The organism is Acinetobacter sp. CIP 101934, assembly GCF_000369585.1.
GTDB lineage: Bacteria > Pseudomonadota > Gammaproteobacteria > Pseudomonadales > Moraxellaceae > Acinetobacter > Acinetobacter schindleri.
Genome location: NZ_KB850094.1, coordinates 1,706,536 through 1,722,230, shown reverse-complemented (window position 1 = coordinate 1,722,230; position 15,695 = coordinate 1,706,536). Strand labels below are relative to the sequence as shown.

The following is a 15,695-nucleotide window of genomic DNA, read 5'->3' as shown; positions in this document are numbered from 1 at the left end:
TACAAAGAAGAATTGAAAAGATGGAATAGGCTACTTACCTAACTTAACATTCTGATTACGTATAAAAACATAAAACCTAGCATTTTAGCCTTTATTGATTATTTTTTAACCCAAACTATTTCATATTTTTACATCAGTTTAATTCGGCTTTGTTTTTCCTTAAGGTATTGTCCACTTCTTAACTCATTGAATTATAAAAGGGGAGCAATGCTAGAATTTAAAAATCAAATCGTACACGGCGCAATTTTCGATATGGATGGAACCATGTTTGATACCGAACGCTTGCGCTTTCAAACCTTGCAACAAGCTTCACGTGAGCTGATTGGCATTGAATTTTCTGAAAGTTATTTAATGCAGTGTTTGGGCCTTAGTGCTCGTAGTGCAGAGCAATTGGCTAAAGAGCGTTATGGAGAAGATGTACCTTATGCCGAGATTCGTCAACGCGCCGATGTACTGGAACTAGAACATGTGCGTCATTACGGTGTTCCCGTTAAAAAAGGTTTATTGCAGGTCTTGGAACGCCTACGCAAAGCTGGCCTGAAAATGGCGGTAGCGACATCCAGCCGACGTGCGATCGCAGAAGAATATCTGATCAATGCCAATGTCTATAAGTTTTTTGATGTACTGGTCTGTGGCGATGAGATTAAACAGGGGAAACCTCATCCAGAAATTTTTATCAGTGCAGCCGAAAAAATCAATTTAAGTCCGGCACAATGTCTGATGTTTGAAGATTCTGAAAATGGTCTGCGCTCTGCCTATGATGCAGGCGGGATGACGGTGCTTTTCAAAGACATCAAAACACCGAACGAGTCGATGCTGGCACAAGCCCAGTATTATTATGAAACAGTCGAAGATTTCTTGACGGAACTGAACCAGTTTGTGCCTGTTCTGGACATGCCAGAACTACAGACTGCTTTTCCGCAAACGCTGAATCAGTTGACGGTCGGGATACACGGTTTTGGTGCAATTGGCGGCGGTTATCTGGCTCAGGTGTTATCGCATTGGGATGGATACACACGTCCACGCAAAATAATTGCTTCGACACGCAATCCACTGTATCAATCCAGCGTCAATGCTTTTGGTACTTACTGTATTCGCTATGGCCAGAATTCTTTTGATCAGCGTATTGAAAATATGAGCGTGATTGATGCGCATGATCTGCAACAAATGCAGAACATGTATATTGAATCCAGTCTGGTCGCCATTTGCGTACCAGAGGAAGCACTGGTTTCTGAAGCGGAGGTCATTGCACAAGGTTTATACGCACGTTATCTGGCTTATGAGCAGCAGGATCAGCCACTGACAGTGCTCATTATCCTGAATAAAATTGGTGCTAAACAACAGGTGATGCAGCAGATTCTGAATCGTCTGCGACGGATTACCGATGAACAGACCGCACAGAACATTATGGATCAGCATTACTTCTGTGACACTGTGGTCAACCGTATGGTGTCCAAGCTGTCAGACCAGAAACTGTATCGTCAGTTGCGCATTAAATACAACATGTTCAAGCAGTACCAGCTGGATGAAGATTTATCCACCGTTGATCTGGATGATTCAACCGCATTGAATAGCGAGCAGGAACATCAGGCAGGTCTATATATAGAAGACCTGCGCCGTAACTTCCAGCCGAGTCATATCCTGCAGTCTATGGATTTGATTCTGTTTAATGCTGAAACAGATATGCCAATTTATGTGGAAAATAACAGTCCCTTACTGGCGAAAATGCGACAGATGATTCTGGTGGATGATATTGCCAATATCCAGCTGATTAAAAACCGCTTATGGAATGGCATACATGCGATGATGGCCTGGTATGCCAGCCTGCGTGGACATCCGACTATTGGGATTGCCATGTCAGATCAGGCAGTCAGAAAATTTATGCACCAGTCCTTAGCTCAGGTGAAGCATAGTCTATGTTACCAGATTCCAAAACATGCCTCAGATCTGGAACGTCTGGCTCAAAGCTTTAGTGAATCTTGTGCCCATGCTTATCAGGACCCATGCGCACGTGTAGGTCGTGAGCCTTTAAGAAAACTTGAGCATCATGAGCGGGTGATGGGCTCATTGGCCACCTTGCTCAAATATAGCTTGCCTTTTGATGTGGTTTTAAAAGGAGCAGTACTTGGTTATGTCTATGCTCTGGAGCAGGGCGAATGCGAACAGCAGGAACTGTTAATGCATTTGCAGATCCAGTTAAGACATATGGCATTAGAACCGCAGCTCTATGAGATGTTGTATGACGAAATGTCACAATTCATCAATCAGATCATTGCTGGAAAACTGTCCTTGCAGAAATTCATGCAACTGAATTTACAACAGGCATTCAGCTGAATAAAACGTTAAATCTAAAAGACCCAGAATTTTCTGGGTCTTTTTTTATGGAAATAGGCAATGTTTTAAACAGTAGTCGCTTCTTGCTGATAAATACAGGATTGCGCAATCTGTTTTTTCTCGGTTGCGGTCATTTCAATATCTTCCCATTTTTCCATTTGCTGCAAGAGCCAGCTAAAATCTTCCAGTTTGGGTTGGGCACTTTCACCATGCATATTACGGATAATTGTCTGAATCTTATGGAAGTCATAAACATGCTGATGATCAGAACATTCAAACTGGATAATCTTATAATCGACCAGCATCTCCCAGACTTCAGACAGGTCAGTTCTCTGTTGCAAATCGGCCTGGGCTTTCTGAATCGCAGTCACTAAAGCTTTTAAGGTCAGTGGATGTTGTTCTGCCCACTCCTGACAGACTGCTAATACTTTGTCTGCCACTGCAGGAATAATATTTGGGCTGGAAGCCACAATAAAACTATGACCTTCAATCTGTGCCTGAATATTCCACGGCTCGCCTACACAAAAGCCATCAAAGACATGTTGGGCAATACCTTTCACCATCGAGGGCGGTGGCGAGGTTAGCATATGAAAGTTTTTAGCCAAATCTGGATCGGTCAGTGCCAGCCATTCACGTAAACAGAAATGATGGATTGAATATTTATATACATGCGCCAGATTCACGCGTTTATTTTCTTTCAGTGCTTGCACGACTTTTTGCGAACTGGTTTTTTCATCGAAATCCGGATGTAAATCCAGCGCATAGCAAATATCCTGGCGCAGACTGATAAAGGCCTGATTAATGCTGAGTACCAAAGGCGTTTGCAGATTGGCTTTCAGTTGATCCTGACCAAGTGCTGCAGCTGGCAACATTGCAGACAGGCAGTGCGCGACATCAAGGAAGCCATAAGCCAGACGGTCACGCAGACTGGCCCATGAAGCTTCCCGGATCAAGTTCACCTTTAAACCTTGTTCCTGAAAATAACCCTGTTTTTCCGCCCATAAGATCGCGACACAATCGAGCAAAGGAATAAAGCCGATATTAATTTCATGCTGTTCCAGTTCAGACATTTTCTTCTCCTTATTCGCCCGATAACAGTTTTTGTGCATCCAGCAGACGTCTTGCCATTTCGCCCAAAGTTATGCGGTGACTCATGGCATTTTTGCGCAGCAGGGCAAAAGCCTGTTCTTCGCTCATGGAATGCAGTTGAATCAGCAAGGATTTAGCTTTGTCGATATCACGGCGGTCTGCCAGCTTATCTTGGGTTTCCTTGAGATCATTCAGCAGTTTTTTATGCTTACGGAACTGCTCAATGGAAATCTCCATGATGCTATTCAGCTTGCTCGGATCAATACCATCAACAATATACGCCGTCACACCGGCATCAATCGCGCTTTTGATGGTGTCCTTGTTGGAGTTCTGGGTAAAAAGAACCGTAGGTAATTCATACTGGCTCACGCAGCTTTCGATAATGTCTCGATGCGGGTGATCCATATTCAATAGAATGACATCTGCTTGCAGATTCTTGACATGCGTCATACTTAGATCATGGATGATCAGGCAGGCAACGACGATAAAATCATGCGCAGTTAATGAATCCTGAATAAATTCAGCACGCTCGGCATTGTCATCAATGAGTGCAATTTTAAGTTTTGGCATATTACAGCTTTATTTTTGATCCAATGATCGGTACATCTTGAACGCATTTATATGCAATTTTTGCGCCATTTTTATGCAATGTTAAGCAGGGTTTTCTGTATTTTTATGATTCCTTTTTGTGCAAAAGCTTTGAAACAGTGCAATTCCATCAATGTCGTAGGGGATTGCAATGCTTATAAATAAGTTGGACTAGCGCTTTATCCTTAGAAAATAAGTAAAAAAGCCTTTTTTATAAAATTGGCACAGATCCTGCTAAGTATTTAACAAGATAAGAGTATTGAGTCAAAGGCGACTTATACCTGAAAATTTAGACGGCCAATGACGTCCGTTCTGTTCGATTCTGACCTGCCAAAGCCACAGGCCAGGATATTTATAACGTTCAGTTCTGGAGGAAGATGGTCATGTCTTCAAATTTACAAGCTCAAAAAGCAACAAAAATAAGTCTATTCAGTTTTTCCAGCGCAGCGATGCGTGCCTTCCACATGAGCTGGCTGGCATTCTTTGTCTGTTTCTTCGCCTGGTTTGCCTGTGCGCCGCTGATGCCGGTCATTGCAGGTGAATTCAATCTGACCAAAGCACAAATCGCCAATATCAATATTGCCGCAGTTGCCATCACCATTCTGGTTCGTCTGATTGTGGGGCCTTTATGTGACAAATACGGTCCACGTAAAACCTATTCTGCATTACTGATCATCGGCAGTATTCCTGTCTTTGGTGTCGCAGCTTCTAATAGCTACGAATCCTTCCTGTTCTTCCGCTTATTGATTGGCGCCATTGGTGCCAGCTTCGTGATTACCCAATATCACACCAGCATCATGTTTGCGCCAAATGTCGTAGGTACGGCAAATGCGACAACTGCAGGCTGGGGCAATGCAGGTGGTGGTGCCACGCAGGTATTGATGCCATTAATGCTGGCTGCCCTGGTGATGTTCGGTGTTGAACAGGCAATGGGCTGGAGAATTGCACTGATTGTGCCAGGCGTGATGATGGTGATAGTAGGCTTCCTGTACTGGAAACTGACTCAAGACTGTCCTCAAGGCAACTTTAGTGAATTACGTGCCCAAGGCGTCAGTGTCGGCAGCGATAAAAAAGGTGGCATGGCGATTCTGATGCATGCAGCGAAAAACTACCGCGTCTGGATCCTGTTTGGTGCCTATGCTGCCTGTTTCGGTATCGAAATCTTCATTCATAACATTGTTGCAATGTACTACGTAGAAAACTTCGAGTTTGGTCTGAAAGAAGCGGGTATGGCTGCGGGGATCTTTGGTTTGCTGGCGTTATTTGCACGCGCCTTGGGTGGCATCGTATCTGACAGAGTCGCACTAAGCAAAGGCCTGGATGGCCGTACCAAAGTATTGTTCCTGATGATCCTGCTGGAAGGTGTGTTCCTGGTAGTGTTCTCACAAATGAACAGTGCAATGCTGGCAATCCTGACCATGACGGTATTTGCCCTGTTTACCCACATGGCCTGCGGTGCGACCTATGCGCTGGTGCCATTTATTGATCGTGATGCACTGGGTGGCGTGGCGGGCATTATCGGTGCAGGCGGTAACGTAGGCGCAGTTGCAGCGGGCTTCTTATTAAAAGGCATGCTGGATATCCAGACCACATTAATGATGCTGGGTGGGCTGGTAGTGATTGCTGCGAGCTGTGTACTAATGATCCGCTTCTCGGTTGAGCATAAGGAAAAAGAACAGCGTCTGTTTGAACAAGCGATCCAGGATCGCAACCTTGCTGAAGCGCAAAATTAAGACCAAATATTTTAAAATTAGTAGGAAGTAAACATATGAAAATTATCATGATTGGTTATGGCATGGTGGGCCACAAATTTATCGAATCTGTACTTGAACAGGCGGGCGATGATATTGAAATCACTATTCTGGCTGAAGAACCACGTCTGGCATATGACCGTGTTCATTTAACTGAATATTTCAGTGGAAAATCAGCAAAAGACTTGACCCTTTGCCGTAGCGACTTTGCGGATGCATATGGGATCGACCTGCGCTTGGGCACTAAAGCAGTTTCTATCAATCAGCACACTCGTACTGTGAATACCCAGCATGGTGAAGAGTTAACTTATGACAAGCTGATTCTGGCAACAGGTTCCTATGCTTTTGTTCCCCCAATCCCGGGGAATGATCGTGAAAACTGTTTCGTTTACCGTACGATCGAAGACCTAGATGCCATTCGTGCAGCCAGCCTGAATTCAAAAACCGGTGTGGTAATCGGTGGTGGTCTGTTGGGTTTGGAAGCAGCTAAAGCCCTGCGTGATCTAAATCTGGAAACACATGTTGTTGAGTTTGCGCCACGTCTGATGGCAGTCCAGATTGATGATCTTGGCGGAAAAGTTTTACGTTCAAAAATCGAAAATCTGGGTGTAAAAGTTCATACCCAAAAAGCAACCTCATCTATTGAAGACGGTGCCAATGCTAAACATGTGATGAAGTTTGGTGATGGTGCTGAACTGGAAACCGATATTATCCTGTTCTCTGCAGGGATTCGTCCACGTGATGAATTGGCGCGTCAAAGCGGGCTGGCTATTGGTGAACGTGGCGGAATCATGATCAATGATTACTGTCAGACTTCTCATCCAGATATTTACGCGATTGGTGAATGTGCACTCTGGAATAACAAGATTTTTGGTCTGGTGGCTCCAGGCTATGACATGGCACGTATCGCTGCAAAGCATGTGCTGCAAGAAGAATGTGCAGCATTTGCTGGCGCAGACATGAGCACCAAGCTGAAACTGATGGGTGTAGATGTTGCTTCGGTGGGTGATGCACATGCCATGACACCAGGTTCACTGAGCTATTTCTACGCCGATGAAGCGGCTCAAGTCTATAAGAAAATCGTGGTCAATGCCGAAAAGACCAAACTGTTGGGTGCAGTACTGGTCGGTTGTGCCAAAGAATATAACGACCTGCTGCAAATGATGCTGAATGGACTGGCTGTACCTGAGAATCCTGAAAGCCTGATTATGCCGGGCTTTGATCAGGCGACTGCTAAAGCAGGTGGTAGCGGTGTGGATCTACTTCCAGACAGTGCAACCATCTGTTCATGTAATAACGTGTCTAAAGCAGATATCTGCTCTGCGATTGCTGATGGTTCAACTTCACTCGGCGCTCTGAAAAAATGCACCAAAGCAGCAACCGCTTGTGGTGGCTGTGCGCCACTCGTCACTCAAGTATTGAAGTCTGAGTTGCAACGCCAAGGCGTAACGGTGAATAACCATTTGTGTGAACATTTTGCTTACTCACGTCAAGAGCTGTATCACCTGGTTCGTGTTAATGAAATCAAGACGTTCGATGACCTGGTTCATCAACATGGACATGGGCTGGGCTGTGACATCTGTAAACCGACAGTAGCGAACATTCTCGCATCTTGCTGGAATGATTTCGTCTTAAAACCAAGCCATGCTGGCTTGCAAGACAGTAATGACTACTACCTGGGCAATATCCAGAAAGATGGTTCTTACTCAGTCGTGCCACGTATGGCGGGTGGTGAAGTTACGCCTGATGGCCTGATTGCGATTGGTCAGATTGCTAAAGAATATGGCCTATATACCAAACTGACAGGCGGTCAACGTGTCGATATGTTTGGTGCACAAGTGCATCAATTGCCGGAAATCTGGGAAAAACTGATCAATGCAGGTTTTGAATCAGGTCATGCTTACGGTAAATCCTTACGTACGGTGAAATCTTGTGTCGGTAGCACCTGGTGCCGTTATGGCGTAGATGATTCGGTTGGCTTGGCGATCTTCCTGGAAAACCGTTACAAAGGCCTGCGTTCTCCACATAAACTGAAAATGGCCGTGTCTGGCTGTACCCGTGAATGTGCCGAAGCACAAAGCAAAGACGTGGGCGTGATTGCCACTGAAAAAGGCTGGAACTTATATGTCTGCGGTAATGGTGGCATGAAACCACGCCATGCAGAACTGCTGGCCTCAGATCTGGATACGGCAACGCTCATCAAATACATCGACCGTTTCTTCATGTTCTATATCCAGACTGCAGATCGTTTGCAACGTACTTCGGTATGGCGTGACAACCTGGAAGGTGGCCTGGATTATTTGAAAGATGTCATCGTGAATGACTCGCTTGGTCTGGCCGCTGAACTGGAACACCGTATGCAGCATGTGGTGGGTACTTATCAGGACGAATGGCGTACTGCGATTGAAGATCCTGAAGTTCGTAAACGCTTTAAAACCTTTATTAATGCCAAAGCTGAACTGCAAAATGATCCTCATGTTCAATTTACTGAAGTACGCGGCCAGATCCGTCCGAAAACTGAAGCTGAACGTGATATCACACGTATTCCAGTAGTTGAAGCCTGATTCAAAGCATAAGGAAGAAAGAAGATGACCATTTTAAAAGATATGAATGAACTGAATTGGGTGGAAGTGTGTGCACTGGATGACATTACCCCGAATACCGGTGTAGGTGCATTAATTGAAAATCAGCAAATTGCTTTGTTCCGTGTAGGTCATGAAAAGCGTGTTTATGCCTTAAGTAACCAAGATCCATTTAGTAAAGCATTTGTAATGTCACGCGGGATTCTGGGTGATCTGCAAGGGGAACGCGTCGTCGCTTCACCGATTTACAAGCAGCATTTCAGTCTGGCAACCGGACGCTGTCTGGAAGATAAAGACCAAAAGCTGCTGGTATTTCCGAGCAAGATTGAAAATGGCAAAGTCTGGATCAGTCCGACCCCTCAAAAAACCTATATCACCAATAATGGTACTTCTCAGGAAAAGATGAAGCTGGTTTTGGTGGGCAATGGCCTGGCTGGTATGCGTTGTCTGGAAGATTTATTGGATATGGCACCAGACCGTTATGAAATTACTGTGATTGGTGAAGAACCTTGGGGCAACTACAACCGTATTATGCTATCACCAGTATTGTCTGGTGAGAAAACTATTGATGACATCATGCTGCATTCGCATGCCTGGTATGCTGACAAAGGCATCCGTCTGATTGCCGGTGATCCGGCGGTTCGCATCGACCGTCCTCGTAAACACGTATATACCAAAAAGGGCGAAGTGATCAGTTATGACCGCCTGATTCTTGCGACTGGTTCCAAACCATTTGTTCCACCGATTCCGGGGAGTGACTTAAAAGGTGTACTGAGCTTCCGTGATATTTATGATGTCAATAGTATGCTGGATTACTGCAAGACCCGAAAAAATGCCGTAGTCATTGGCGGAGGACTTTTAGGTCTGGAGGCAGCGTATGGACTAAGACAGCAAGGCATGAATGTGACTGTGTTGCACCTGATGGACCGCATCATGGATCGCCAGCTAGACAGTAAAGCCAGCCAGATGCTGAAAACAGCGATTGAGCAGAAAGGTATCACGATTCTGACTGCAGCGAATACCGAATGCCTGTTTGGTGAAGAAGGTCATGTGACTCAAGTCAAACTCAAAGACGGGACTGTGCTGGATGCTGATCTGGTGGTGTTTGCCGTGGGGATCCGTCCAAACATGGCTTTAGCACAAAGCGCAGGCTTACGTTGTAACCGTGGTGTATTAGTGAATGACACCATGCAGACTTTTGACCCAAGTATTTATGCGGTGGGTGAATGTATTGAACATCGAGGTCAAACTTTTGGTCTGGTTGAACCACTTTGGGGCCAGGCATTTATTTGTGCATCACATCTGGCCGAGCATGGCAGTCTGACGTTCAAAGCGCCAACTGTTCCGACTCAACTGAAAGTGAGTGGTTGTGATGTATTCTCGGCAGGTGACTTCGAACCAAAAGATGATTTTGAAGATATCGTACTGAATGACGAGAAACGTCAGATCTATAAACGCATTATTATTCAAAAAGATAAAGTCATTGGTGCAGTACTGTTTGGTGATACTGAGGATGGTGCATGGTATGCCGAGCTGATTGCAGATCAGACACTGATCACTTCGATTCGAAATAAACTGCTGTTTGGTCGGGATTTTGCATTAAAGAAAGCAGGGTAATCCATCACATAAATCTCCCCTAACCCCTCTTTAAAAAGAGGGGAACCTCCCTCCTTTAACAAAGGAGGGTTGGGGAGGATTAAAGGTTTTGAGACCAAGAAAAAATTTAAATCAAACCTGTAAAAGCTAGACATTATAGATTTGGCGAGATAAGTGAATTTAGATAATTTAGGAGCACAGCAGCAATGAATAGTATCCCACTGGTGGAACTGCATAGCTCCACAGAATTAAAGACTAAAATCACACAGACCACATGCCCATATTGCGGCGTGGGTTGTGGTGTGACTGCACATGTAAGGCCGACGATCTCAGGTCCGAAAGTGACTGTTGAAGGTGATGTCAAACATCCTTCGAATTACGGAAAATTGTGCATCAAAGGCAGTAATCTGGCTGATACCTTAGGATTGGAAACCCGTTTATTGCATCCAATGTTAGGTCGTAAAGACCAGCGTGAAGTTACTGATTGGGATATTGCAACTTCAACGACTGCCCATAAATTCCAGCAATATATTGAGCAGTATGGCCGTGACAGCATTGCCTTTTATGTCTCGGGTCAGCTGCTGACTGAAGACTATTATGTGGTGAATAAGTTCGTCAAAGGCTATCTCGGCACGGCAAATATTGATACCAATTCACGCCTGTGTATGTCTTCGGCTGTAGCTGCACATAAGCGTGCCTTTGGTGAAGATCTGGTTCCAGCCAGTTATGAAGATTTTGAACATACTGACATGGTGGTGCTGGTGGGTTCCAATACTGCTTGGTGTCATCCGGTGCTCTACCAGCGCATCATGAAAGCCAAGGAACAGCGTGACCTGTTCGTGGTTGTGGTTGATCCACGTTTTACCAGTACCTGTGAAGCAGCAGATTTGCATCTGCCTATTCTGCCAGGGCAAGACGTTGCACTATTTAATGGCCTATTACAGTACTTATATCAGCATGGTGATGTAGATCAGGAATTTGTTGCTGCACATACCCAAGGGCTGGAACAGGCCTTGACCAGCAGTACTGCGGAAGCTTCGATTGAAAATGTTGCGGCACGCACCGGTATTTCAGCTGCTAAGCTGACTCAATTCTTTGAAAAATTTGCCCAGACTGACAAAGTCATGACATTGTTCTCCATGGGCGTAAATCAGTCATCCCGTGGCGTCGATAAAGCCAACAGTATTATTAACTGCCATTTGCTCACCGGAAAAATTGGCAGACTCGGTGCAGCCCCATTCTCTATGACCGGTCAGCCAAATGCGATGGGCGGACGTGAAGTCGGTGGTCTGGCCAATATGCTGGCAGCCCATATGGATTTAGAAAATCCGGAGCATCAACAGCTGGTGCAAAAATTCTGGCAAAGTCCATATATTGCCAAGCAAGCGGGTTTTAAGGCAGTTGATCTATTCCAGGCAGTCGAAAGCGGCAAGATCAAAGCCATCTGGATCATGGCAACCAATCCGGTCGTCAGTTTGCCCGATGCTGATCAGGTGAAGCGTGCTCTGGATAAATGTGAATTCGTAGTGGTCTCTGATATCTGTCAGGATACGGATACTACTCAATATGCTGATGTATTACTTCCAGCTTTAGCCTGGGGCGAAAAAGATGGAACCGTCACCAATTCGGAACGCCGTATTTCACGGCAACATGCCTTTTTAGATGCGCCGGGTGAAGCCAAATCCGACTGGTGGGCGATTGCACAGGTGGCGAAGCAAATGGGCTTCAGAGGGTTTGATTTTCACAATAGCCATGAAATTTTTAAAGAACATGCCGGACTCTCTGCCTATCAGAATGTAGAAATTTCCCAACGTCTAGAAACCCCATATTTCCGTTATTTTAATCTGCAAGGCTTGAGTAATTTAACCGCAGAAGAATATGACAAACTGGAACCAGTGCAATGGCCGGTTTGGGATAAACAGCAACCTGCTCAATCTGTAGGACGATTATTTGCCCAAGGCCAGTTCAGTCATGCTGATGGTAAAGCCAAGTTTATTGCTACAACTGCGATTGATCCGGTTAATCAGGTTTCCAGTGAATATCCTTTAATTCTGAATACCGGCCGGATTCGTGACCAATGGCATACCATGAGCCGCACTGGATTATCTGCCAATCTCAGTACACATCGTGCCGAACCTTACTGTGAAATTCACCCGAATGATGCACTGAAATACGGGATTCAGGATGGTGAACTGGTCGAAGTTCGTTCTGAATGGGGACAATGTATTTTACGTGCTCAGGTTAGTGACGATATCCGTCGTGGTCAGGTCTTTGCACCAATCCACTGGAATGATCAGGCGGCATCCGATGCACGTATCGGCAAGCTGGTGAATCCGGTGGTCGATGCCATTTCTGGCGAGCCTGAGTTTAAGCATACGCCAGTGTTGATCCAGCCATTCCATACCCAGTGGCAGGGCGTGCTGTATGTACGTGAAGGTTATGAAAGTTATGTGCAACCCTTTATTGATAAAACCATCTGGTGGACCAAGGTAAAGGCTATTCGTGCGACACGTTATGAAATTGCGGATCGTCAGAAATTCAATACCACAACCCAACAGTTAAAGAACTTATTGCCTTTTACTGAAGAGGACTTTGAATGGCTAAATCTGGAGGACCAGACCGCGCATATCAGCCATAGCATAGTGTTGCAGGATGGCAAGCTGATCGCCAGTCTGTATATCGCTCCGAAAGTACTGTTACCAGATCGCGACTGGTTATCGGGGCTGTTTCAGCGTGAACGACTCAGTGCCATGCACCGTAAAGCGTTGCTGGCCGGTCAGGCGATCTCAATGAGCAAGAGTGAAGGTGCGCTAGTGTGCAGCTGTTTTAAAGTCGGTAAAAATCGCATCATCCAAACTATAAAAGAAAAAAATATCACCAATGAAAAACAGGTGACCGCATGTCTAAAAGCCGGCGGCAACTGCGGTTCCTGCTTACCTGAAATTCGTGGCCTGATTAAAGCTTGCCAGACGGAGTCCGTATAATGAAAAGAATCCATAAGAGTATAAATTATCCACCCACCGATTTAGTCATCCTGGCCGGTGGCCAGGCGCGTCGGATGAATGGCATTAACAAGCTGCTGCAAAAGTTTGATGATGAAATTCAACTGATCAAGATTCACCAGCAGCTTAGATCGCGTGTTGGTCAGGTCTGGATCAACAGCCACCGTGATCACTCCATTTATGAACGCCTTATTCCATCAATCCGTTATTTTCAGGATGATGAACCGGGCTTTCAAGGACCTTTGATGGGCATGAAAAGTGCCTGGTCTCATGTGCAGTCTGACTATGTGCTATTTGTACCGTGCGATGTGACTTACATTCCAAAAAAGGTTATTTCTGGATTACATCGGGCCATGCAGCGAGATCTTCTTTGTGAAGTGGCTGTAGTGGAAATAAATGATATAGCATTGTATCCATTCTGCTTACTTAAACGAAGCAGTTTGCCGACACTGGTTCAGCATCTCGAACAAAATCAGCGCAGTTTAAGACATTGTTTTGCGAAAATGCACATGCAAATGGCGCGATTTAAAAATCATGCACTGTTTTTTCACAGCATTAACTCCTTTGATGAATTGCAGCAGCATCAGCAACTGCATTTTCTCTAAGTGCTGAGTGAGTAGTGCTTAAAAGTAGGGCAATACACCTGTTTAAAACTCTTATTTTTCTTAAATTCCAATAAATCGCACTCAAATATTAAAAAGCCGCAATTTCTGCGCAAAGTTGGAACACTTATTGCACTTTAACCCTAGAGCAATAGCAATTTAATAGGGCATCGGTCAGCAAAAATTTGGCTAGAAAAAAAGTTGATGATCGACCCTGATGGAATAAGCAATGAACCACATCAATCCTTTACAGCATGCTGAACCAGTCCCGGTATTTCAGGATCAGTTTGGACGCAATAAGCGTAAGCTCCGTATCTCTGTGACGGATCGCTGTAATTTTAAATGTGTTTATTGCATGCCAGAACATCCGGAATGGATGAAAAAACACGATTTACTCAGCTTTGAAGAACTCTATCATTTTTGTGAATTCATGGTTCGCCGTGGTATTGAACAGATTCGGATTACCGGTGGCGAACCTTTAATGCGCCAAGGTGTGGTGCATTTTATTGCTGAAGTACAACAACTGAAAAAAATCGGCCTGAAACGTATTTCAATGACTACGAATGGTCATTATCTCAAACAATATGCAGCAGAATTAAAGCAGGCCGGGCTAGATGACCTGAATATCAGTCTGGACAGTCTGGATGCAGAGCAATTTGAACAGTTAACTGCAAAAAAACTGCAACCCGTATTAGAAGGCATTCAAGCAGCCCAGCAGGCTGGCTTTCAAATCAAAATTAATACAGTACTCATCAAAGGCATCAATGATGACCAGATTCTGTCTTTGGCACACTGGGCCAAACGCGAACAAGTTGAATTGCGTTTTATCGAGTTTATGCCACTCGATGGCGACCAGAACTGGTCACGTGATCATGTGGTTAGCGAGCAGGACATTCTGGATCAACTGGCACAAGTATTTGAAGTAAAGATCAGACAAGGTCAGGGGGCTAATCCAGCACGAAGCTATTACATTGACGGTATGTCGATCGGCATTATTTCAACGATTACCAATTCATTCTGTGGTAACTGTGACCGTTTACGACTGAATGCTCAAGGTGAATTATTTAACTGCTTATTCTCAACTCAAGGTCTAAAACTCAAAAACAGTATTCAACAGTTAAGACAGCACCTAGCATCAGCTGAACAAACCCTGCAACAACAGCTGCAACCCTATATCTGGAATAAAGCTGCTGGCTTTCAGGCCATTCAGGCTCAGCAAAGACTGTTCAATCCCTCCCATAAAACCCATTCAAATTTCCGAAAAATCAGCATGCATATGATAGGAGGCTAAGATGACTACAAAACTTCAATCATCGATTACCGTCAAAATCGAATCTTTCGGTGCGATCGAACGTCAGTTACCTCAAGATTTAACTGTGCAATGTCAGATAGACAGTCTGGTCGCCGATGTACTCAATAAAGTCATTCAGTCCTTTCCAGAAGCTTTCAACCTGTTAGAGCGTTGTGCCTGTGCCATCGGTGAAGACATTATTTCTCGTCAGACTCGATTAAATCAGGACAGTACTCTAGTGTTGCTGTCACCGGTCGCAGGAGGTTGAGATGGAACTGAAACAATTTGCCCGTATTCAGGACACACCGCTGCAACAGGACGTATTTGATGGGATTCAATATTTTCCTGAATGTGGGGGAATCGGTATTTTTATTGGAACAGTACGAAATCATCATGAAGGTAAAGCGGTTAAAGCACTGAAATATACCGCTTATGCACCTGTTGCTGAAAAGATGATTCGCCAGATCGAGCAGGAAATTCAGGCTGAATATGACGTGTCCTATGTCCGAGTTGTACATCGTATCGGTTCACTGGATATTGGTGATATCGCCATTATTGCCATGGCCTATGCATCACATCGTCGGGAAGCTTTTCAAGCCTGCGAAGAAGCCGTGGAACGGGTCAAGCATGAAGTACCGGTCTGGAAAGAAGAATTCTATATGGATGGCAGTAGCCAATATGTCGAAGGTTGCTGCATTCGTCGTGACCAGGGTTCAGATCATCACACTCATAGAAAGCATGTGCATACTCATAACTGTACTGATGCGCATAAATCGGAAAAATTGCCTTTGAACCTGATCCAGCCAGATGTTCCTGTTTATCAATGGCCGCTATAAATTCAAGTTTGCGTAAAAAATGAA

Annotated in this window: 11 protein-coding genes; 9 read left to right on the top strand and 2 right to left on the bottom strand. The window is 44.8% G+C overall.

From position 1 onward, the window contains the following. Window positions 1-207 precede the first annotated feature (207 nt). Window positions 208-2,334 carry a bifunctional mannitol-1-phosphate dehydrogenase/phosphatase gene (mtlD, locus tag F899_RS08520; protein ID WP_005222130.1) on the top strand — a complete coding sequence of 709 codons (2,127 nt, stop codon included), beginning with the start codon at window positions 208-210 and terminating at the stop codon, window positions 2,332-2,334. 65 nt (window positions 2,335-2,399) lie between these two features. On the opposite strand, the gene F899_RS08515 is transcribed toward mtlD, so the two are convergent. Next, the gene (locus F899_RS08515) at window positions 2,400-3,404 is read right to left on the bottom strand and encodes an ABC transporter substrate-binding protein (RefSeq protein ID WP_004809403.1); all 1,005 of its coding nucleotides are present in this window, start codon (window positions 3,402-3,404) and stop codon (window positions 2,400-2,402) included. 10 nt (window positions 3,405-3,414) lie between these two features. Further along, window positions 3,415-3,993 carry an ANTAR domain-containing response regulator gene (locus F899_RS08510; RefSeq protein WP_004809402.1) on the bottom strand — a complete coding sequence of 193 codons (579 nt, stop codon included), beginning with the start codon at window positions 3,991-3,993 and terminating at the stop codon, window positions 3,415-3,417. A 401-nt stretch (window positions 3,994-4,394) separates the two neighbouring features. Between F899_RS08510 and F899_RS08505 the strand changes: the two genes are divergently transcribed. The 8 genes from F899_RS08505 to F899_RS08470 all read left to right on the top strand — a co-directional run bounded on the left by F899_RS08505 (window position 4,395) and on the right by F899_RS08470 (window position 15,671). Continuing rightward, entirely contained in the window at window positions 4,395-5,744 is a 1,350-nt protein-coding gene (locus tag F899_RS08505; protein WP_004809401.1) for an MFS transporter, read from the top strand. A 35-nt stretch (window positions 5,745-5,779) separates the two neighbouring features. Then, window positions 5,780-8,326: a nitrite reductase large subunit NirB gene (gene nirB, locus F899_RS08500; protein ID WP_005222127.1), complete on the top strand. Its 2,547-nt coding sequence runs from the start codon at window positions 5,780-5,782 to the stop codon at window positions 8,324-8,326. A gap of 24 nt (window positions 8,327-8,350) precedes the next feature. After that, window positions 8,351-9,961 (top strand): nitrite reductase small subunit NirD, encoded by a 1,611-nt coding sequence (gene nirD, locus F899_RS08495; RefSeq protein WP_005222125.1) that lies wholly within the window; start codon window positions 8,351-8,353, stop codon window positions 9,959-9,961. A 185-nt stretch (window positions 9,962-10,146) separates the two neighbouring features. Then, on the top strand, window positions 10,147-12,924 hold the full coding sequence (locus tag F899_RS08490; RefSeq protein WP_005222123.1) for a nitrate reductase: 2,778 nt from the start codon (window positions 10,147-10,149) through the stop codon (window positions 12,922-12,924). Continuing rightward, window positions 12,924-13,547: a molybdenum cofactor guanylyltransferase gene (mobA, locus tag F899_RS08485; protein WP_005222121.1), complete on the top strand. Its 624-nt coding sequence runs from the start codon at window positions 12,924-12,926 to the stop codon at window positions 13,545-13,547. Before F899_RS08490 ends, mobA begins: the two co-directional genes overlap by 1 nt. A 226-nt stretch (window positions 13,548-13,773) precedes the next feature. After that, window positions 13,774-14,835 (top strand): GTP 3',8-cyclase MoaA, encoded by a 1,062-nt coding sequence (moaA, locus tag F899_RS08480; protein WP_005222119.1) that lies wholly within the window; start codon window positions 13,774-13,776, stop codon window positions 14,833-14,835. A gap of 1 nt (window position 14,836) precedes the next feature. Then, a complete protein-coding gene (locus tag F899_RS08475; RefSeq protein WP_004809395.1) occupies window positions 14,837-15,103 on the top strand; it encodes a MoaD/ThiS family protein in 267 nt (88 codons plus the stop codon). A gap of 1 nt (window position 15,104) precedes the next feature. Continuing rightward, window positions 15,105-15,671: a molybdenum cofactor biosynthesis protein MoaE gene (locus F899_RS08470; protein WP_005222117.1), complete on the top strand. Its 567-nt coding sequence runs from the start codon at window positions 15,105-15,107 to the stop codon at window positions 15,669-15,671. Window positions 15,672-15,695 lie beyond the last annotated feature (24 nt).